The sequence below is a fragment of the Streptomyces sp. NPDC003023 genome (genome assembly GCF_042888225.1).
In the GTDB taxonomy this organism is placed as follows: domain Bacteria; phylum Actinomycetota; class Actinomycetes; order Streptomycetales; family Streptomycetaceae; genus Streptomyces.
Genome location: NZ_JBIAPL010000002.1, coordinates 118478 through 138742, shown reverse-complemented (window position 1 = coordinate 138742; position 20265 = coordinate 118478). Strand labels below are relative to the sequence as shown.

Sequence of the window (20265 nt, the reverse complement as noted above, 5' to 3'; positions counted from 1 at the left end):
GCGGAGGTGGGGACGGCGACGGCGTCAGGAGCCCAGGTAACGCAGCACCGCCAGGACCCGCCGTGAGTAACCGGCCGTCCCGCTCAGCTCCAGCTTGTCGAAGATCGCGTTGATGTGTTTCTCGACGGCGCTCTGCGAGACGTGCAGGCGGGCCGCGATGGCCGCGTTGGTGTGCCCCTCGGCCATCTCCGCGAGCACCTCCCGTTCCCGCGCGGTCAATCGTGACAGCGGGTCGGTACGGGTGCTGCGGGCCAGGAGCCGCCGTACGACCTCGGGGTCGAACGCGGCCTGTCCCCGCCCGACCCGCTCGAGCGCGTCGAGGAACTCGTCGACCTGCACCACACGGTCCTTGAGCAGGTAGCCCACGCCGCCCTCGTCGGCCGTCAGCAGCTCGGTCGCGTACCGCTTCTCGACGTACTGGGACAGCACCAGCACCCCCACCTCCGGCCGGTTCCGGCGGATCTCGAGGGCGGCGCGGAGCCCTTCGTCGGTGTGGGTGGGCGGCATCCGCACATCGGCGACGACGACGTCGGGCGGCGACGCGTCCACGGCCGCCAGCAGCGCGGCGGCGTCGCCGACGGCGGCGAGCACCTCGTGTCCCTCCTCGGCGAGCAGCCGCACCAGGCCCTCCCGCAGCAGGGTCGAGTCCTCGGCCAGGATCAGGCGCACGGCAGCTCCGCGATGACGCGGGTGGGTCCGCCGGCCGGGCTGTCCACCCGGAACCGGCCGTCGAGTGCGGCAACCCGGCTCGCCAGGCCGGTCAGTCCGCCGCCCGCCGGGTCCGCGCCGCCCACCCCGTCGTCCTCGACGCGCAGTGCGAGCGTCGGGCCTTCGCGGCGCAGCGTGACGGCGACACGGGTGGCGCCCGAGTGCTTCACGACATTGGTCACGGCCTCGGAGACGACGAAGTACGCGACGGTCTCCGCCTGCCGGGAGGCGAGCGCCTCCTCGGCCTCGTAGGTGAGGTGCACGGGCAGCGGGGTCCGTTCCGCGACGGTCTCCAGGGCGGCGCGCAGTCCCGCCTCGTCGAGGACGGTCGGGTAGATGCGCCAGGCGACCTCGCGCAGTTCGGCGAGGGCGCGGCGGCTCTCCTCGTGGGCCTGGAGCAGGAGTTGACCGGCGCGGTCGGGGTCTCGGCTGCGGCGGGCGCGGCCGAGGAGCATGCCTAGGGCGACCAGGCGCTGCTGGACGCCGTCGTGGAGGTCGCGTTCGATCCGGCGGCGTTCGCCGTCGACCGCGTCCATCATCCCGGCGCGGGTGGTGGCGAGCTCGGCGATCCGCTGTTCCAGTTCGTCGTGGTGGCTCGGGCCGAGGATGCGGCGGGCCAAGTGGGCTTCGAGCAGGGCGATCCCGAAGACGCTCTGGCCGGCGAGGAAGATGAGGAAGAGGCCGAGCAGGCCGGTCCCGGCGACCGCCCACGGGTACCTGATCTCGTGGACGGTCCAGCCGAACACGGCGTATCCGACGTACAGCAGGCCGACGAGTACGCAGAAGAGCACGAGCCCGCCGAGCAGTCCCAGCGGCCAGCGGGCGACGACGTACCTGGCGGCGCGCCCGGCCCCGGACGCGACGGTGGACGAGTTCACGGAGGTGGCGGCCGAGGCGTACGTGGCGGAGACATGTGCTCCGAGGAAGCGGCCCAGTCTGCGACGCTCGAGGTCGGCGAGCCGGGCGGCGAGGTGGCTGAGCGGCCGCTGGACGGCACGCCTGCCGCGCGGCCATGCGAGCACGGGCAGCAGTGCCAGCCCACCGGCCAGCGCGAAGATCATCTCCGCCGCCGCGGTGAGGGTTCCGAGCACGAGACCCGCCGCGTACCGGGCTCCCTGAGCCGCCAACCTCTTCATGATCGGTCACGCTAGCCGTCGCGGGGTGCCCGGCACACTGCGGAAAACCACAGGAAGCCGTACGGCCGCCTTCAGGGTGCCTTCAGCCGCGGTTCCCTAGCGTTCACGGCATGAGCAGCGTGAGCGGTACGAGCGGTACGAGCGGTACGAGCGGTACGAGCGGCATGCACGGCATGCACGGCATGCACGGCATGAGCGGTACGAGCGGCATGAGCGGATGAGCGGCATGAGCGGCATGAGCAGCGGCATCGAAAGCAGCGCACCGGGCTGGATCAACAGCCTCATGGACACCCTCGGCGCACCCGGCGCCGGTGTCGCCATCGCCCTGGAGAACCTGTTCCCTCCCCTGCCCAGCGAGGTGATCCTGCCGCTCGCGGGCTTCGCCGCGAGTACCGGGCGGATGGGCCTGCTCGCCGTACTGCTGTGGACGACGGCCGGTTCCGTGATCGGCGCCCTGGCGCTGTACGGCATCGGGGCCTTGCTGGGCCGCGACCGTACGGTGGCGATCGCGGCCCGGCTGCCGCTGCTGAAGGTCGCGGACATCGAGCGCACCGAGGCGTGGTTCGCCCGGCACGGTGCGAAGGCGGTGTTCTTCGGGCGGATGATCCCGGTCTTCCGGTCCCTCGTCTCCGTGCCGGCCGGCGTGGAACGGATGCCGGTGTCGTTGTTCCTGACGCTGACCACCCTCGGCAGCGCGATATGGAACGCGGTCTTCGTCCTCGCCGGTTACGCGCTGGGCGAGAGATGGGAGGACGTGACCGGTTACGTCTCCGCGTACTCGAAGGCGGTACTGGCCGCGGCGGTGCTGGGAGTCCTGGTGTTCGCGGCCGTACGGCTGCTCAGGCCAGGGGCGGGATCACGACGGAGTTGATGCCCTGCCGTTCGCGGCGGAACCGGCGGGCCTCCTGCCGCAGCAGGCGCAGGATCTCCTCACCGGCGGCCACGCCCATCTGCGGCAGCGCGACGACGTGCGGCGCGCGCCAGCCGGCCTCTGCGAGCTCGCCGTGGCCGGGCCGCCAGGCGCGGTCGGCGGCGAGCAGCAGGTCGGCGTCGAGGAGCGAGTCGCCCGCCGCCAGGGTCAGCCGGGCGCCGGTGCGGCGGGCGACCTCGCGCACGGCGGCGCTCTTGGTGAGCGGCTTGGGCACGGCGTAGATCTTGCGGCCCTGCAGGGACACGGTCCAGCCCCGGATCTCCGCCCATGCGGCGAGTTCCTTGACCCACTCGTCGGGCAGCAGCGACCGTTCGACGACGAGGTACGCGAAGAGGTCCTCCGCGACCCGCTCCTTGCGCAGCCAGGCGGGGTCGGCGGTCCTGCTCAGGTGGGCCCGGACCTCGGCGAGGGGTGCGCACTCGGCGTCGAGCCGGGCCGCGACCTGCTCGCGCCAGTCGCGGTCGCTGATGCCGTCGACGAGGATGTGCCCGCCGTTGGCGCAGATCGCGTACTTGGGGGGCAGTCCGGGCAGGCTGATGCGCTGGTACTGCTTGCGGGTGCGGGTCGTGGTCGGGACGAAGACGGTGTCCTGGGCGAGTTTGGTGAGCAGCCCGGCGGCTCGCTCCGTCATGTACGACAGGGGCTTGTGCTCGTGCACCTCGACGCAGAGCAGCCGGGGCGCGACGGCGTCGGGCATGCCGAGGCCGAGGGCCGCGTTCGAGTAGATGAGCGTACGGTCGAGGTCGCTGGCGACGAGCACCGTCACTGGGCCACCGCCTTGCCGTCGGCGCCCGTGGCGCCGCGGGTGTACTTGGGGTGGATCAGGCCGACGCAGCTGTACGGGAGTCCGTCGACTTCCTCGACCGGTACGCCTCGCTGTTCGGCCAGCAGCCGTACGTGGTCGAGGTCGGCGCCGGCGGCACGGTCGGCGAGGATCTTCCAGGGAACGCGGCGCAGCAGGACGCGGGTGGTCTCCCCGACGCCGGGCTTGACGAGGTTGACGTCGTGGATGCCGTACTCCTCGCTGATCCGCTCCACCGCGCCCCAGCCCTCCCAGGTGGGGGTGCGGTCGGCGGACAGGAGTTCCTTGACCTCGGCGTCGACGGCGGAGGTGACCTCGTCGAAGTGTGCGGCGACGGTGTCGAGGAAGTGGCCGGAGACATCGGAGCCGGCGAGTTCGCGGTAGAACTTCGCGCCGTGGAAGTCGTCCGGGCCGACCAGGTCGGCGCGCAGGACCGTACGGGATATCAGGCCGGAGACCGTGGAGTTGAGGCAGGCGGAGGGGATCAGGAAGTCCTCGCGGGTGCCGTAGGTGCGCACGCAGCCGCCCGGGTCGGCGAGGACGGCGATCTCGGGGTCGAAGCCGGGGAAGTCGCGCAGGGCTTCGGCCAGTTCGCGGGTGATGGCGCCCTTGCCGGTCCAGCCGTCGACGAAGACGACGTCGGCCGGGTCGTGGTGCTCCGCGAGCCAGCGCAGGGCGTTGGTGTCGATGCCGCGGCCGCGCACGATGGACACGGCGTAGTGCGGCAGGTCGAGGCCGTGGCGGTACCGGGCCCAGCGGCGCATCAGCACACCGACGGGGGTGCCGGCGCGGGCCAGCGAGACGAGCACGGGGCGCGGTGTCCGCTCGGCGAGGACGGTGTCGGTGACGGTTCCGACGGCGCGGGCGATACGGGCGGCGGACGCCGTCAGCGCGGTCTGGAAGAGCTGCTGGTAGTGCTCGCTCGGCTGGTACTCGACGGGCAGCGACTCCGCGTAGTGCGCGCCGCCGCTCTGGATCGCCTCCTCGCGCTCCTCCGTCGGTGCTTCGAGCTCCACGTCGGAGAGGTCCTGGAGCAGCCAGCCGACCTCCTCGGGCGCGTAGGAGGAGAAGGCGGGTCCGCGGAGCGGCTGGGGCAGCATGGAGGGCCTTTCAGGTCCTTCGGGCGTGCGTTCCTTGGTTTCCGGTACGTAGCTGGGGACGACGGCGAGCACGACCTGCGCGGTGTGGGCGGCGAGCTGGGCCAGGAGGCCGTCCGGGGCGTGCAGGTGTGCGGTGTCGGCGGTGGAGTCGACGACCACGACGACCGCGTCGAAGCCGGCGCCTGCCACGTTGTAGGCGTAGCGCTCGCCGGGGCCGTCGGCCGGGTCGTCGTGGGCCGGGAAGACGAGGCGGGTGCGTATTGCGTAGCCGGGGTCGTCGACGGCGAGGACGGGCGAGCGGGTGGTGGTCGAGTACCGCACCTCCGGCACGGCTCCGGTCCGCTCGAGGGCGAGGGCGAGGCGCAGCGGTGTGTACATCAGCTCCTCGCAGCCGAGGACCAGGACGCTGCGGGCGTCCGCGACGGCGTCGGCGATGCGGGCCGCCATGCCGGGCAGCACGGGCTCCAGAGTGACGCGGTGGGCCGGGGTGAAACCGTGCCGTCCTCCGTCGGGGACACCGGCGGGCCAGTCGAGGTGCACGCGTGTGTGGCGTGGGTCCGCGGCGGGGGGCGTGTCCTTCACGGCGGGTTCATGACGGGCGACCAGCGCCTGCCCCTTCTCCAGGACGCCGTCCGGCAGATCGACGGTGCCGCGGGCCATGGCCACCAGGTCGACACGGGCGCCGATCTCGTCGGCGAAGGTCTCCAGCCGGCCGAGGTCGGCCGCGGAGCGCATGTCGACCAGCGCCACGACCACGTACCGGTCTCGCGGGTAGCGCTCGTGCAGGTCGCGGATGGTGTTGAGGACGGTGTTGCCGGTGGAGAACTCGTCGTCGACGAGGACCAGCGGTCCCGTACCGGCCAGCAGCTCCGGGTCCTCGGGCAGCAGCAGGTGGGAGGTCGCGTGGGAGTGGGACTCCTCGAACCCGCCGGCGGAGGCCACGCCGTCGACCGGGCGGCGCGTGGAGTGCAGATAGGGCACGAGGCCGATGCCGTCGGCGACCGAGTGGCCGAGTCCGGTGGCCGTCTCGGCGTACCCGAGGACGACGGCGCGGGCGGCCTCCTCGCGGCCGAGCAGGTCCCGGACGCGCAGGCCGAGCGCGAACGCGTGCCCGTAGACCGCCCCGGGGCTCTGCGGCACATGCTTGCCCAGGACGTTCGACACCAGCAGGTGCGCCCTCTTGGGGTTGCGGCGCAGGGCCAGGCCCAGCAGCTCCTGAAGCCCCTCGTCGCCGACGAGTCCGACTCCCAGCCGCTGGGCGACCCAGCTTCCCGACCACACCACGTTCTCTTCGCTCCTCGTCGTCATCAGTCCCCGAGTCCGGCCGCGAGCAGCTCCACGAAGCCGACGTCCTCCCTGGCGACACCGAAGACCTCGGCCCGCAGGAGGGTCCGCTCGGCCCAGGCGCGGTGCGGCTTCACCTCGTTCATCTTGTTCGTGTACGCGGAGCGCAGCACCCCTCCACCGCCGCGTTCCGGCCGCAGGATGTCCTGGGCGTCGCTGAACTCCTCGTGGCTGACGACGGACAGCGCGTGCACCGGCAGTACGTGGGAGGGGTGGATGCAGGTCTTGCCCAGGAGTCCGTTGGCCCGGTCCAGTTCGATCTCGCGGAGCAGGCCGTCGAGGTCGTGCTCGATGAGCGCGGTGCGCAGTTCCTCCGCCCTGCCCTCGAGGAAGGGGCTGCGGCGCAGCTGCGGTTTGAACATGCGCTCCTGGGACCTGAAGTACTCCCACACGGGTCCGGTGATCGTGAACCCGGTGCCGTCGGAGCGGCCCAGCACGTTGACCACGTCGGCGATGACGGACGTGACGATCCGTACGTCGTAGGCGGTCATGTCGGGCGAGCGGCGCAGCCCGTACGCGGAGCAGAAGTCGGTGACGCCGAGTCGCAGTGCGAGGACCCGGTCGCGGTACTTGTCGACGGTGGCGGCGATGCCCGTGAGCGCCTCCGTCCTCGTCTCGAGATGCAGCAGTTCGGGCGACTCGAGGACGGGCATGGCGAACAGCCGCCGTCCGGCGGCGGCCTCCGCGGTCCCGAGGGCCTCCAGGAACGGTACGCCGCGTTCCTCGGTGAACTTGGGCAGTACGAATCCGGACAACAGACGCCCCGCGTGCCCCAGACGCCCCACGAGGTCGGGAATCTGCTCGGGGGTGCGGACGCGGATGAAGAGGAGGGGGACCTCCACGCCGCGCGCATCGAGGTCGGCGAACTGCCGGACGAGGTTCGCCTCCGCGTCCTCGACCTCGGCGTCGTCGATGGAATCCTCCAGGCAGAGCACCATGGAGACCACCCCGCGGGCCGCCTGCTTGAGTACGTCGTCGGCCAGCTTCGGCCGCGTGGCGGGGCTGTAGAGCGTCGCTCCCAGGGCGGCCGCCAGCGTCCGGGCCTCGGAGTCCGACGAGAACTCGCACGGCTGCTGGTGGAAGAGCCTCGCCCGGCCGGCGGGCGAGATGTGCCCGAAATGACGCATGGATGTTCCCCCGTACTGCCGGTTGGGCCCTGACAACATGTGGCCGGTAATAGTACGTAAGCACAGGTGTCCAGAGTTCCCCAAGCGTATGAAATCCAGGTGACTCGTCCGCTTCTCGCCCCTGTCGTCCGAGTGGCGGGGCGAACGGTGGCAGGGCCGCGAACCGGGCCCCGCGTTGTCCCGGGGCCCCTCGGGCAGGCAGGATGACGGGCATGACGCACGCGATGCTGAAGGGCTCGAACGTCCCTCTCGATGCCACGGCCGTACGGGCCGTGCTGCGCTGGACACCGGGCGCGGGGGTGCCGGACGTGGACGCTTCCGCCCTCCTGCTCGGCGGTGACGGCCGCGTGCGCTCCGACGAGGACTTCGTCTTCTACAACCAGCCGCGCCACCCCTCGGGGCTGGTGCGGCGGCTGCCGAAGAAGCGCGTCGCCGAGCACCTGACCGACACCGTCGAGGCCGACCTGGCGACGCTGGACCCGTCGGTCGACCAGGTGGTCATCGCCGCGTCCTCGGACGGCGGCACCTTCGAGCATGTGCGTGACCTGCGGATACTGCTCCATGACGCCGCCTCGCCGGCCGGTGGGGAGCCGCTGGCCGTCTTCGACGTGAAGCCGGAGACCGGTGAGGAGACTGCGATCATCTGCGGCGAGCTGTACCGGCGCGGTGACGGGTGGAAGTTCCGTGCGGTGGCGCAGGGCTACCCGACGGGGCTGGTCGGGCTCGCGACGGCGTTCGGGATCTCCGTGGACGAGACGGGGGCGGCGTCGGCGCCGGAGGCTCCGGAAGCCGCCGTGGCCCCGTCGGCGCCCGTGTCCCCGTCGGCGCCCGTGTCCCCCTCGGTGCCCGTGACGCCCTCCACGCCGGATGCGCGGCCCGCGCCGGCGTACGGCTACCCGCCGTCGGACGTGACGCAGCCGGCCCCGGCGCAGCACGCCCCGGCCTACGGCTACCCGCAGCCGGCCGCGGCGGCGTCGTACGCCCCTGACCCGAGCTTCCGCCTTCCCCCGATGGGCCCCCAGTTCCAGCGCTCCTGACGCGACCGCCGGACGGACGGACTCCGCCGGCCCGTGAGGGCTCCGCCCCGAACCCCGCGCCTCGAACGCCGGTGAGGCCGGGGATGCCCCCGTCGACGGACCGGCCTTGCCGGCCCGACCGGTGTACGGGACCGGATCGCGTCCTTCGCCCCGGGCAGCAGCCCGCCCCCTGTGTGGCAGCCGCCCCCGCACCCACCGGGAGCGCGGTAAAGACCCGCGCGGGCGCGCACGCCCCGGTACGGGAATCCCGGCCGAGCCCGATACGGGACCCGTCCGGACCCGGTACGGATTCGCCGGCCGGGGCCCGGCACGGAGTCCGGGCGGGGTCGGCGGGACAGCCCTCAGGCGCGCGTCTGGGACTTGTAGCCGCGGCCCCACTGGAGGCCCCAGCCGTACAGCCGGTCCAGTTCCGCCTGGAAGCCGTAGACGAACTTCACCTCGCGGCGCACCGTCAGCTCGCCCTTGCTGTTCTCCACGGAGAACACCGCGCAGGAGCGGGCCTGCGGGGCGCGCTCGTCCAGTTCGATCTCGACGCGCGGACCGTTGCTCGGGTAGAGCGTGATGTGCGCGTGCGTGCGGTCGAACGCCGGGGTCTGGTCGTAGATGTAGACGAAGAACAGCAGCCGCTTGATCGACTCGCGGTGGTCGAGGTTGACGAAGATCGTCTCGCCGGACGGTGCGCCGAAGCGGTCGTCGCCGCTGAGCTTCACGAACGGCGGGGCGTTCAGGTCGCCGAAGAAGCTCCCGAGGGGCTGCACCACGCCTTTGCTGCCGTCGGTCAGTTCGTAGAGGCAGCCGAGGTCGAGGTCGACGTTGACGACGCCCTGGGTGTGGGCCTGGACCACGTCGGGCTGGAACAGTTTCAGCGGGTTGCGCAGCAGGCGTCCGCTCTGGCGCGAGCGGCCCTCGATGTCGGAGGTCCGCATCCGCCAGGAGAGGTTGACGCGCAGATTGCCGGTCGCCGCGCCCTGCTTGGTGAGCGATACGGACGGGTTCCGTTTGGTCAGCTCGATGGAATTGGTCGCGGCACTGCCCGAGTCGAACTGCGCCGCCCTGCCTCGCCACAGGTTGTCCCAGATGGCCATGCCCCACCCCTAGTTGTCACTGGTCGCCCCGTACCCCATGCCTCATGAACAACGCGACGGGGCGGCCGGGAGCACCCGGCCGCCCCGCAGGAAGCGTTCCTCGTCGAGGGGGGTGTCACACCCCGGAGGACACCTCGGCCTTGTCCCCGGGACCGTTGCCCCCGGATTTCCCTTCCGCGGCCTCGATCGCCTTGTTACGGCGGACCGACGACCAGAAGGACGCGGCGATCAGGAAGACACCGACGAGCCCGGTGATGAACTCGTTGATCTGGTGCTGGATGGTGACGAGCAGGATGACCGCCAGCGCGCCGATCGCGTAGTGCGCGCCGTGCTCGAGGTAGACGTAGTCGTCGAGGGTGCCCTGGCGGACCAGGTAGACCGTGAGCGACCGGACGTACATGGCGCCGATGCCGAGGCCGAGCGCCATCCAGAAGATGTGGTTCGTGATGGCGAACGCGCCGATGACACCGTCGAACGAGAAGGACGCGTCCAGCACCTCGAGGTACAGGAAGAGGAAGAAGGCAGCCTTGCCGGCGAGGCCGACCGCGGAGACGGGCTTGCCCTCCTTCTTGGCCTTCTCCTCCTCCTCGTGCTCGCGCTCCTCCTCTTCCTCGAGCTTGTCCTCGAAGTAACCGGAGAGACCGCCGACGACGAGGTACGTGATGAGACCGGCGACGCCGGAGAGGAGCACCGTGGCCGACTTGTCCGCGTGGCCGGTGCTGGTGTGCGCGTTGGTGGCGAAGGTGATGGCGCTGACCAGCAGGATGATCAGGGCGATGCAGACCGACAGCATGTCGACCTTGCCGAGCTTGGCCAGCGGCCGCTCCAGCCAGGCCAGCCACTTGTGCTCGCGCTCCTCGAGAACGAAGTCGAGGAAGATCATCAGCAGGAACATGCCACCGAAGGCGGCGATCGCGGCGTGCGCGTCGGTGACCAGGGCCTCGTACTGGCCGGGCTGGTCCATGGCAAGCTGGACCGCTTCGATCGGCCCGACCTTGGCGCTGATGGCGACGATGACGACGGGGAAGACCAGCCGCATACCGAAGACCGCGATCAGAATGCCGATCGTCAGGAAGATCTTCTGCCAGAAGGCGTTCATCTTCTTGAGGATTCCGGCGTTGACAACGGCGTTGTCGAACGACAGCGAGATCTCGAGGATGGACAGGATCAGTACGATCCCGAACGCCTCCCAGCCCCACTGCCAGGCGGCGAATGCGAGGCCGAGCGCCGTGACGGCGAACGACCAGCCGAAGGTTTTCAGAACCACTGGCTACCCAATCGTGTAATTGTCCCCCGGGCGAAGCCTGGGGGAGGTTCTCCCCCGCGCCGCACGCGGCTTTACGAAACGTTGACCCCGAAGTCTAGAGCGATGCCCCTCAGCCCCGACGCGTACCCCTGCCCCACGGCGCGGAACTTCCACTCGCCGCCGTAACGGTAGAGCTCACCGAAGATCATCGCGGTCTCCGTGGAGGCGTCCTCGCTGAGGTCGTAGCGCGCGAGTTCCTGGCCGTCGGCCTGGTTGACCACGCGGATGAAGGCATTGCTGACCTGGCCGAAGGTCTGGCCGCGGTTGTCCGCCTCGTGGATCGAGACCGGAAAGACGATCTTGTCGACATGGGCCGGCACCTTGACGAGGTCCACCAGCAGGGACTCGTCGTCGCCATCACCCTCGCCGGTGAGGTTGTCGCCGGTGTGCTCCACGGAACCGTCGGGGCTCTGGAGCTGGTTGTAGAAGATGAACCACTCGTCGCCGAGCACCCGGCCGCTCTGGCAGAGCAGCGCGCTGGCGTCGAGGTCGAAGGGCGCTCCGGTGGTGGAGCGCGCGTCCCAGCCGAGCCCTACGAGCACCTGAGTGAGATTGGGTGCGGCCTTGGAGAGGGAGACATTGCCTCCCTTGGCGAGCGTGACGCCCATGTTGGTGAGTCCTCCCCTGGGTGGCTTTGCCGAGGGCCCCGCAGGAGGCCCAGGCGCGTCCGGCGCCGCACGAGGAGTGCGGCGCCGGGCGCGGAGACTGCTTGTCCGAATCGGACGGTCAGACGTTCACTCCGAAGTCCTGCGCGATGCCGCGCAGGCCCGAGGCGTAGCCCTGGCCGACGGCGCGGAACTTCCACTCCGCGCCGTTTCGGTACAGCTCGCCGAAGACCATGGCGGTCTCGGTCGAGGCGTCCTCGCTCAGGTCGTAACGGGCGAGTTCGGCGTTGTCGGCCTGGTTGACGACGCGGATGAACGCGTTGCGCACCTGACCGAAGGACTGCTGGCGGCTCTCGGCCTCGTAGATGGAGACCGGGAAGACGATCTTGTCGACGTCGGCGGGGACCGAGGCCAGGTTGACCTTGATCTGCTCGTCGTCGCCCTCGCCCTCGCCGGTGAGGTTGTCACCGGTGTGCTCGACGGAGCCGTCGGGGCTCTTGAGGTTGTTGAAGAAGACGAAGTTGCCGTCGCCGGCGACCTTGCCCTCGGCGTTGGTCAGCAGGGCGCTGGCGTCGAGGTCGAAGTCGGTACCGGTGGTGGTCCGGACGTCCCAGCCCAGACCCACGGTGACCGCGGTCAGGTTCGGCGCGGCCTTGGTCAGCGAGACGTTGCCGCCCTTGCTGAGGCTGACTCCCACGAGTCCCTCCATTGGTTTTTCAGGGGCAGCGCCCCCGTAGTACGTGGTTATTCGGATCAACGAACGGATCCTAGTGACCGGTTCCCGCTCGCCGTGTCATTTCCGGGGGACACCCGCTGAAACCCCCACGGGGGTCAGAGGGCTTCCAGCGCCTTGACGTAGTCGTTCAGGTCGCGGGCGTCGGGCAGGCCGTTGACGACCGTCCAGCGCACGATTCCCTCCTTGTCGATGATGAAGGTGCCGCGCACCGCGCAGCCCTTCTCCTCGTCGAAGACGCCATAGGCGCGGGAGGTCTCGCCGTGCGGCCAGAAGTCGGAGAGCAGCGGGTACTCGAGACCCTCCTGCTCGCCGAAGACCCGCAGGGTGGGGGCCGAGTCGTTGGAGACGGCCAGCAGCTGGGTGTCGTCGTTGACGAACTTCGGCAGCTCGTCACGCAGGGCGCAGAGCTCGCCGGTGCACACGCCGGTGAAGGCGAAGGGGTAGAAGAGCAGTACGACGTTCTTCTCGCCGCGGAAGTCCGAGAGCGCCACGGTGCGTCCGTGGTTGTCCCTGAGCTCGAACTCCGGCGCCTTGTCGCCGACCTCGATGGCCATGGAGAGCGTTTCCCTTCTTCGAGCCGTCTGTGAGTCGTCCGTGAGCCCGGCCCCTGGCCGGTCCGGTGCGGACCCAAGCCTACGCAGAAGGCCCCCGCCGGCCTGTACCGGTGGGGGCCTCGTGCCTGCTCTTCGCGGCTCGGCTCAGCGCTTCCCCGACTTGGCCCCCTTGGGGGTGACCAGCCGGCTGCCACTCCAGTCCTTGCCGGCGTTGATGCTCTTGGTCTGGGAGAGACCCGCGGTCTGGGCGGCCTCATTGATGTCGCTGGGCTCGACGTAGCCGTCACGGCCGGTCTTGGGGGTCATCAGCCAGACGACCCCGCCCTCGTCGATCAGACCGATGGCGTCCACCAGTGCGTCGGTGAGGTCCCCGTCCTCGTCGCGGAACCACAGCACCACGACGTCTGCGACGTCGTCGTAGTCCTCGTCGACGAGTTCCTGGCCGGTAGCGGCCTCGATGCCCTCACGGAGCTCCTGCTCGACGTCGTCGTCGTAGCCGATCTCCTGGACCACCTGTCCGGGCTCGAACCCCAGCCTTGCTGCCGGGTTGGTCCGCTCCTCCGCGTGGTCCGCGGTCGCGCTCACGGCTTGCCTCCTGATCGTTTTCGACAAATGCTTCGGCCACGCGCGTACGCGCGGCATTGGCCGTAGTCCACACGGGCGGGGCGGATCGCGCAAGTACCCGGCCGTCGAGACCGCCGAAACGGTGACTTTTGCGGCCGTCTCGGCGCAACTCCAGGCAAGCACCAGGTCCCCGCCACGACAGTGGCCACACCCTTCGGCCGCCTTCGCGGCATTCCTACCCTTTCACATCTCAATCGGAACCGAACGACCGAACGAAACGCATGGACGGGTTGGGCGTAAGGTTGCGATTTGGTCCGGCCCGCAGCCCGACTCCGGGCCGGATGTCGCGAAGAACAAGGGTTACCTCTCGGTAGAGATGACGTGAGCCTCCACGCGGTACACGATGGGAGGCGGTGCGACAGCTTTGCCGACCCAGTACCCCCGAACAGCGAAGGAACAGCGTGGCTTCCGGATCAGATCGCAACCCGATCATCATTGGCGGCCTTCCCAGCCAGGTCCCGGACTTCGATCCTGAAGAGACCCAGGAGTGGCTGGACTCCCTCGACGCCGCCGTCGACGAGCGCGGCCGGGAGCGGGCCCGCTACCTGATGCTCCGCCTCATCGAGCGGGCGCGCGAGAAGCGTGTCGCCGTGCCCGAGATGCGCAGCACGGACTACGTCAACACCATCGCGACCAAGGACGAGCCGTTCTTCCCCGGCAACGAGGAGATCGAGCGCAAGATCCTCAACGCGACCCGGTGGAACGCCGCGGTGATGGTCTCCCGCGCGCAGCGTCCCGGCATCGGCGTCGGCGGCCACATCGCCACCTTCGCCTCGTCCGCCTCCCTCTACGACGTGGGCTTCAACCACTTCTTCCGGGGCAAGGACGACGGCAAGGGCGGCGACCAGATCTTCTTCCAGGGGCACGCGTCCCCCGGCATCTACGCCCGCGCCTTCCTGCTCGACCGGCTCAGCGAGCACCAGCTCGACGGCTTCCGCCAGGAGAAGTCGAAGGAGCCGTACGGCCTCTCCAGCTATCCGCACCCGCGGTCGATGCCGGACTTCTGGGAGTTCCCGACCGTCTCCATGGGCCTCGGCCCCCTCGGCGCGATCTACCAGGCGCGCATGAACCGCTACATGGAGGCACGCGGCATCGCCGACACCTCCGACTCGCACGTATGGGCGTTCCTCGGTGACGGCGAGATGGACGAGCCGGAGTCGCTCGGCCAGCTGTCCATCGCCGCCCGTGAGGGCCTGGACAACCTGACGTTCGTGGTCAACTGCAACCTGCAGCGCCTCGACGGCCCGGTCCGCGGCAACGGCAAGATCATCCAGGAGCTGGAGTCGCAGTTCCGCGGCGCCGGCTGGAACGTCATCAAGCTGGTGTGGGACCGGTCCTGGGACCCGCTGCTGGCACAGGACCGCGACGGCATCCTGGTCAACAAGCTGAACACCACGCCCGACGGCCAGTTCCAGACGTACGCCACGGAGACCGGCGCCTACATCCGCGAGCACTTCTTCGGCGGGGACCAGCGGCTGCGCGGCATGGTCGAGAACATGACGGACGAGCAGATCCTCCACCTGGGCCGCGGTGGCCACGACCACCGCAAGGTGTTCGCGGCCTACACGGCGGCCAAGGCCCACAAGGGCCAGCCGACGGTGATCCTCGCGCAGACCATCAAGGGCTGGACGCTCGGGCCGAACTTCGAGGGCCGCAACGCCACGCACCAGATGAAGAAGCTGACGGTCGACGACCTCAAGCGCTTCCGCGACCGGCTGCACATCCCGATCACGGACCAGCAGCTCGAGGGCGGCGCCCCGCCGTACTACCACCCGGGACGCGACTCCGAAGAGATCCAGTACATGCACGACCACCGCAAGGCCTGCGGCGGGTACGTGCCGACCAGGGTCGTCCGGGCGAAGCCGCTGGTGCTCCCCGAGGACAAGACGTACGCGGCTGTGAAGAAGGGCTCCGGTCAGCAGTCGATCGCCACCACCATGGCGTTCGTCCGACTGCTGAAGGACCTCATGCGGGACAAGGAGATCGGCAAGCGGTTCGTGCTGATCGCACCCGATGAATACCGCACCTTCGGCATGGACTCGTTCTTCCCGAGTGCGAAGATCTACAACCCGCTGGGTCAGCAGTACGAGGCCGTGGACCGTGAGCTGCTGCTCGCGTACAAGGAGTCGCCGACCGGTCAGATGCTGCACGACGGCATCTCGGAGGCGGGCTGCACGGCCTCCCTGATCGCCGCCGGATCCGCGTACGCCACGCACGGCGAGCCGCTGATCCCGGTGTACGTCTTCTACTCGATGTTCGGCTTCCAGCGCACCGGTGACCAGTTCTGGCAGATGGCCGACCAGCTGGCGCGCGGCTTCGTGCTCGGCGCCACCGCCGGCCGCACCACCCTGACCGGTGAGGGTCTGCAGCACGCGGACGGCCACTCGCAGCTCCTCGCCTCGACCAACCCGGGCTGTGTCGCCTACGACCCGGCGTTCGGCTTCGAGATCGCGCACATCGTCCAGGACGGTCTGCGCCGGATGTACGGCCCCGAGGCCGAGGACGTCTTCTACTACCTGACGGTCTACAACGAGCCGATCCAGCACCCGGCGGAGCCCGCCGATGTGGACGCGGAGGGCATCGTCAAGGGCATCCACCGGTTCAGGCGGGGCGAGCAGGGTTCGATCCCGGCGCAGATCATGGCGTCCGGAGTGGCCGTGCCGTGGGCCGTCGAGGCTCAGCGGATCCTCGCGGAGGACTGGGACGTGCGCGCCGACGTGTGGTCGGCGACGTCGTGGAACGAGCTTCGCCGCGAGGCGATCGAGGTGGAGCGGCACAACCTGCTGCACCCCGAGGAGGAGCAGCGCGTCCCGTACGTGACGCGCAAGCTGTCCGGCTCCGAGGGCCCGTTCGTCGCGGTCTCCGACTGGATGCGCGCGGTTCCCGACCAGATCTCCCGCTGGGTGCCGGGCACCTACCAGTCGCTGGGCGCGGACGGTTTCGGCTTCGCGGACACGCGGGGCGCGGCCCGCCGCTTCTTCCACATCGACGCCCAGTCGATCGTGCTGGGGGTGCTGACCGAGCTGGCACGCGAGGGCAAGGTCGACCGCGGCCTGCTCAAGCAGGCGGTGGACCGCTACCAGCTGCTGGACGTGGCGGCGGCCGATCCGGGCGCCGCAGGCGGCGACGCGTAGGCGCGAAGGCACACGGGCGCGAAGAGGCGTCGGCGCGCGCACCAGGCGTGACGCGCGGGCGCGGGCAAGGTCGCACAGGGCGGCGGGACCGGACGGACGGGTCCCGCCGCCCCGGCGTGTCCGCCGCTCTGCCTACGATGCTCCGCATGACCGAGAAGCCCGTGGCAGCACCGACACGATGCCGCCGGAAACGGTGGGAGAGGCGCACGCAGGGGCCCCTGCTGTGGTCGGCCGTCGTGTTCGCCGTGGCCTACGCGGTGCCGGTGGTGATGCCTGAGGCGGCGACGTGGGTTCACGACCTCTGCCACGCCCTGAACTGGGCCGTGTGGGCGGTCTTCGCCGCCGACTACGTCGTGCGCATGTTGCTGGCCGAGGACCGGTGGCGGTTCGTACGGTCCCATCCGCTGGCACTGCTCGCGGTGCTGCTGCCGATGCTGCAGCCGTTGCGCCTCCTCAGGCTGGTCTCCATGCTGCTGCTCGCCGGGCAGCGGGCCCGTCTCGCCTCGCAGGTGCAGGTGACCACGTATGTGGCGGGCTCCTGCCTGGGGCTGCTGATCTTCGGTGCGCTGGCCGTGCTGGAGGTGGAGCGCGACGCGCCCGGGGCGTCGATCCGGTCCCTGGACGACGCGCTGTGGTGGGCGTTCACGACGATGACGACGGTCGGCTACGGGGACATGGCGCCGACGACCGGGCTCGGCCGGGTGCTGGCCGTGGGACTGATGCTGTCGGGCATCGCACTGCTCGGTGTGGTGACCGCCAACATCGCTGCCTGGTTCATCGCCCGCTTCGAGAAGGACGAGGACGCCGAGCGCAGGCACACCGCGGCCCTGGAGGCACTGACGGCCGAGGTCCGCGCGCTGCGGTCCGAGGTGACGCGCCTGTCCGGCGCTCCGCGGCCGGGAGACCTCGAGGCCGCTGCGGAGCCCGGAGCCGGGGCCGCGGACGCCCCCGGCCCCGGCCCCGTGCCCGCGCCTAGTTCTCCCAGACCTTGAACGCCCTCACCCGGTAGGGCGAGCTGGGCACCCAGGTGCCGCCGCCGGGATAGGTCTCGAACTCACCGGTCTCCGCGCACTCGCCCGACTGGTACGTGGTGACGGGCCGGCCGGTGCGGTTGGCGAGCGCCTGTGCCGAGGTGCCGGGCGGCAGCGGCACACAGCTCTCGATGTCGGTGCCGGCGAGTTCGTGGACGTGCCGTGCGCCGCGGAAGTCGCTGCCTGCCCACAGGCACAGTTCGCCGGCCGCGCAGGCCCCGAGGCGTGGTGGTGCGGCGGACGCCGTCTGCGGCGGCTGGAGGAGCGGCGGCAGCAGTACGGCGGCTGCCACGGCCACCGTGGCGACGGCCCCGCGCCTCCCTGGTGCCCAGGGCCTCCTGGGCGTCTCGTGCGTCTTGCGTGTCTCGGATGTCCTGCGCATGAGGAACCCCCGTGTGGTCGTGCGAATCGGTCGACCGACCCTGACCTGCGTTGTCCCGGTGACGGAAGGGGTGCCGCGGCGAATCATCCGGATAGGCGACAGCCCCGCCGGGAGGGCCCGGCGGGGCTGTCAGGGGCTGTGCGTTGACGGGTCTCGCGGGAGTCCCGGCGTCAGATGTGGGCCGCGCCCGCACCGGCCTCCGCGTTGTCCCCGCGCTTGGTGAGCACTGCCACCAGGGCCGCGACGACCGCCACGATGCCCGCGACGGTGAACGCCAGGCCCATGCCCGACAGGAACGTGTCGTGGATGACGTCACCGATCTTGGTGACGAGGTCCGGCGTCATTCCGGGTGCCTGGGCCAGCTCCGCGGGCACGGTACCGAACTCGGCCGCCTGCTCCAACCGGGGGTCCGGCGGGACCGGGATGCCCGCGTCCTGCCAGTTGCCCGCGAAGTCGGCGCTCACCTTGGCCGACATCACCGCGCCGAGGACCGCCGTGCCGAGCGCGCCGCCGACCTGCATCGCGGCCTGCTGGAGGCCGCCCGCGACACCGGAGAGCTCCAGCGGCGCGTTGCCCACGATGACCTCGGTTGCGCCGACCATGACCGGTGCGAGACCGAGGCCGAGGAGCGCGAACCAGAGGGACATCGCGAAGGTGCCGGTGCCCTCGGTGAGGGTGGTCATGCCGAACATGGCGGCCGCGGTGCAGACCATGCCGCCGACCAGCGGGACACGCGGCCCGAACCTGGTGATCAGCAGGCCCGCCAGCGGCGAGGAGACGATCATCATGCCGGTCAGCGGCAGCAGTCGCAGACCGCTGTCGACCGGGCTCATGCCCTGGACGCCCTGAAGGAAGAACGTCACGAAGAACAGGCCGCCCATGAAGGCGAAGGCCATCAGAACCATCAGCACCACACCGGCGCTGAGCGGCACGGAACGGAACATGGCGAGCGGGACGAGCGGCTCGTCGACCTTGGTCTCCCAGAAGGCGAACAGACCGAAGAGGACCACGGCGCCGACCAGCCAGCCGAGGGTGTTCGCCGAGCCCCAGCCCCACTCGCCGGCCTTGATCAGCGGCCAGATGAGGCTGAACATCGCGCCCGACAGCAGCAGAATGCCGAGGATGTCGAACGACCTCGGTGCGTTCTGCGCACGGTGGTCCTTGAGGATGACCAGACCGAGCAGCAGGGCGATCACGCCGACCGGCACGTTGATGAAGAACACCGACTGCCAGCTGACGTGCTCGACGAGCACGCCGCCCAGGATCGGGCCGCCGGCCGTGGAGGCGCCGATGACCATGCCCCAGATGCCGATCGCCATGTTCAGCTTCTCGGCGGGGAACGTGGCGCGCAGCAGGCCGAGCGCCGCCGGCATCAGCAGTGCGCCGAAGAGGCCCTGGAGCACGCGGAAGACGATGACGAAGGTGATGGACTCGGACAGGCCGATCGCGGCGGAGGCCGCGGCGAAGCCCGCGATTCCTATCAGGAAGGTCTGGCGGTGGCCGAAGCGGTCACCGAGCTTGCCCGCCGTGATCAGCGCCACGGCCAGGGCGAGCAGATAGCCGTTGGTGATCCACTGGACGTCGGCGAGCGTGGCACCGAGATCCCGCTGGATCGCGGGGTTGGCGATCGCGACGATCGTGCCGTCCAGCGCGACCATCATCACGCCGATGGCCACGGAGAACAGGGTCAGCCAGGGGTGGCCGCGAAGCCCCTTGACCGGCGCCGGTGCGGGGTCCTGAGGATCCCTCGGCGCCTTTTCGACGGTGGTCTGACTAGTCATGTGAAGAGATTAAAGTCAGCGACTGACAGTTGACAAACGAGTTCACTAGTCGGTAACTGTCGCGTGACTCACAAGCCCCCTGAACAGGGCCGAACGACGAAACGAGGACGAGCAAGTGACGACGGCCGAGCCGACCGGGCTGCGCGCCCGCAAGAAACAGCGCACCCGTGACGCCCTGGTGCGTGTCGCCCTCGAACTGTTCACGACCCAGGGGTACGAGCGGACGACGGTCGACGAGATCGCAGACGAGGTCGAGGTCTCCCAGCGCACCTTCTTCCGGTACTTCGCGTCCAAGGAGGAGGTCGCCTTCGCCGTCCAGGAGATGGTGGAGTCGCACTACGTCGCGGCACTGCGCGGCCGCCCTGCACAGGAGGGCCCGTTCGAGGCCCTGCGCAACGCCGTGTTCGCCGCCTGGGACACCATTGGAGAAGCGGTCGAGGAGATCATTCCGCTCGATCTGCACATGCGCAGCTTCCAGATGATCGAGTCGACTCCGGCGCTGCTCGCCGCACACATGCGCCGCTCCACCGTGATGGAGGAGGCCTTGGCCCGTCTCATCGCCGACCGGGAAGGGCTCGACGTGGACACCGACCCTCGGCCGAGGGTGGCGGTGGCGGCGTTCAGCGGGGTGATGCGCGTCACAGGACGGCTGTGGGGGCAGGGCGAGGACCCCACCCTGGAGGCGATCCGCTCACTCACGGAGACCTACCTCGACCACCTCGGCCCCGCACTCGCGCAGAACTGGCGTACACCACCCGCCCGCTGAGGTGGCGACACCGCGAGCAGCGACCCCCGCCGAGGAGCAACAAGGGGCGCACACAGGGGACATGTGCGGAGGGCGC

Annotated in this window: 18 protein-coding genes; 5 read left to right on the top strand and 13 right to left on the bottom strand. The window is 70.2% G+C overall.

The genetic code is table 11. The annotated features are described in order from the left end of the window. Positions 1–24: 24 nt before the first annotated feature. Both ACFYV1_RS08805 and ACFYV1_RS08800 read right to left on the bottom strand, forming a co-directional pair. Positions 25–669, bottom strand: coding sequence for a response regulator (locus ACFYV1_RS08805; RefSeq protein WP_389394732.1), 645 nt, complete (start codon positions 667–669; stop codon positions 25–27). After that, entirely contained in the window at positions 660–1844 is a 1185-nt protein-coding gene (locus ACFYV1_RS08800) for a sensor histidine kinase (RefSeq protein WP_389394731.1), read from the bottom strand. The genes ACFYV1_RS08805 and ACFYV1_RS08800 overlap by 10 nt, the downstream gene beginning before the upstream one ends. 226 nt (positions 1845–2070) lie before the next feature. On the opposite strand from ACFYV1_RS08800, the gene ACFYV1_RS08795 reads away from it, so the two are divergent. Beyond that, positions 2071–2715: a DedA family protein gene (locus ACFYV1_RS08795; protein WP_389394730.1), complete on the top strand. Its 645-nt coding sequence runs from the start codon at positions 2071–2073 to the stop codon at positions 2713–2715. Here the strand turns inward: ACFYV1_RS08795 and ACFYV1_RS08790 are convergent. Genes ACFYV1_RS08790 through ACFYV1_RS08780 form a run of 3 tightly spaced genes read right to left on the bottom strand, consistent with a single transcriptional unit; the run spans position 2684 to position 7148 of the window. Next, positions 2684–3541 carry an HAD family hydrolase gene (locus ACFYV1_RS08790; protein ID WP_389394729.1) on the bottom strand — a complete coding sequence of 286 codons (858 nt, stop codon included), beginning with the start codon at positions 3539–3541 and terminating at the stop codon, positions 2684–2686. The genes ACFYV1_RS08795 and ACFYV1_RS08790 overlap by 32 nt on opposite strands. Continuing rightward, positions 3538–5985, bottom strand: coding sequence for a phosphoribosyltransferase (locus tag ACFYV1_RS08785; RefSeq protein ID WP_389394728.1), 2448 nt, complete (start codon positions 5983–5985; stop codon positions 3538–3540). Before ACFYV1_RS08785 ends, ACFYV1_RS08790 begins: the two co-directional genes overlap by 4 nt. Next, on the bottom strand, positions 5985–7148 hold the full coding sequence (locus ACFYV1_RS08780) for an HpcH/HpaI aldolase/citrate lyase family protein (RefSeq protein ID WP_389394727.1): 1164 nt from the start codon (positions 7146–7148) through the stop codon (positions 5985–5987). The genes ACFYV1_RS08785 and ACFYV1_RS08780 overlap by 1 nt, the downstream gene beginning before the upstream one ends. Before the next feature lie 203 nt (positions 7149–7351). Here ACFYV1_RS08780 and ACFYV1_RS08775 point away from each other — a divergent pair, with 203 nt between their 5' ends. Next, the gene (locus ACFYV1_RS08775; RefSeq protein WP_389394726.1) at positions 7352–8185 is read left to right on the top strand and encodes a TerD family protein; all 834 of its coding nucleotides are present in this window, start codon (positions 7352–7354) and stop codon (positions 8183–8185) included. Between the two features lie 341 nt (positions 8186–8526). Here the strand turns inward: ACFYV1_RS08775 and ACFYV1_RS08770 are convergent, their stop codons facing one another. The 6 genes from ACFYV1_RS08770 to ACFYV1_RS08745 form a co-directional block, all read right to left on the bottom strand. Further along, the gene (locus tag ACFYV1_RS08770) at positions 8527–9270 is read right to left on the bottom strand and encodes a Tellurium resistance (RefSeq protein ID WP_389394725.1); all 744 of its coding nucleotides are present in this window, start codon (positions 9268–9270) and stop codon (positions 8527–8529) included. 115 nt (positions 9271–9385) lie between these two features. Further along, the gene (locus tag ACFYV1_RS08765) at positions 9386–10537 is read right to left on the bottom strand and encodes a DUF475 domain-containing protein (RefSeq protein ID WP_389394724.1); all 1152 of its coding nucleotides are present in this window, start codon (positions 10535–10537) and stop codon (positions 9386–9388) included. Positions 10538–10608: 71 nt separating this feature from the next. After that, a complete protein-coding gene (locus ACFYV1_RS08760) occupies positions 10609–11184 on the bottom strand; it encodes a TerD family protein (protein ID WP_389394723.1) in 576 nt (191 codons plus the stop codon). A gap of 118 nt (positions 11185–11302) precedes the next feature. Continuing rightward, a complete protein-coding gene (locus ACFYV1_RS08755) occupies positions 11303–11878 on the bottom strand; it encodes a TerD family protein (protein WP_389394722.1) in 576 nt (191 codons plus the stop codon). Positions 11879–12012: 134 nt separating this feature from the next. Continuing rightward, complete coding sequence (locus tag ACFYV1_RS08750) at positions 12013–12471, bottom strand: peroxiredoxin (protein ID WP_389394721.1); 459 nt, start codon at positions 12469–12471, stop codon at positions 12013–12015. 144 nt (positions 12472–12615) lie between these two features. After that, positions 12616–13056 (bottom strand): DUF3052 domain-containing protein, encoded by a 441-nt coding sequence (locus ACFYV1_RS08745; protein ID WP_037774769.1) that lies wholly within the window; start codon positions 13054–13056, stop codon positions 12616–12618. A gap of 440 nt (positions 13057–13496) precedes the next feature. Between ACFYV1_RS08745 and aceE the strand changes: the two genes are divergently transcribed. Both aceE and ACFYV1_RS08735 read left to right on the top strand, forming a co-directional pair. Next, positions 13497–16229: a pyruvate dehydrogenase (acetyl-transferring), homodimeric type gene (gene aceE / locus ACFYV1_RS08740; protein WP_389394720.1), complete on the top strand. Its 2733-nt coding sequence runs from the start codon at positions 13497–13499 to the stop codon at positions 16227–16229. Between the two features lie 146 nt (positions 16230–16375). After that, positions 16376–17221 (top strand): potassium channel family protein, encoded by an 846-nt coding sequence (locus ACFYV1_RS08735; RefSeq protein ID WP_389394719.1) that lies wholly within the window; start codon positions 16376–16378, stop codon positions 17219–17221. Here ACFYV1_RS08735 and ACFYV1_RS08730 read toward each other — a convergent pair. Then, a complete protein-coding gene (locus ACFYV1_RS08730; RefSeq protein ID WP_389394718.1) occupies positions 17202–17642 on the bottom strand; it encodes a peptidase inhibitor family I36 protein in 441 nt (146 codons plus the stop codon). The two genes, ACFYV1_RS08735 and ACFYV1_RS08730, sit on opposite strands and share 20 nt — an antisense overlap. A 170-nt stretch (positions 17643–17812) precedes the next feature. Next, on the bottom strand, positions 17813–19423 hold the full coding sequence (locus ACFYV1_RS08725) for an MFS transporter (RefSeq protein ID WP_389394717.1): 1611 nt from the start codon (positions 19421–19423) through the stop codon (positions 17813–17815). 115 nt (positions 19424–19538) lie between these two features. Here ACFYV1_RS08725 and ACFYV1_RS08720 point away from each other — a divergent pair, with 115 nt between their 5' ends. Next, positions 19539–20189: a TetR/AcrR family transcriptional regulator gene (locus tag ACFYV1_RS08720; protein WP_389394716.1), complete on the top strand. Its 651-nt coding sequence runs from the start codon at positions 19539–19541 to the stop codon at positions 20187–20189. The last annotated feature ends 76 nt before the right edge of the window (positions 20190–20265 follow it).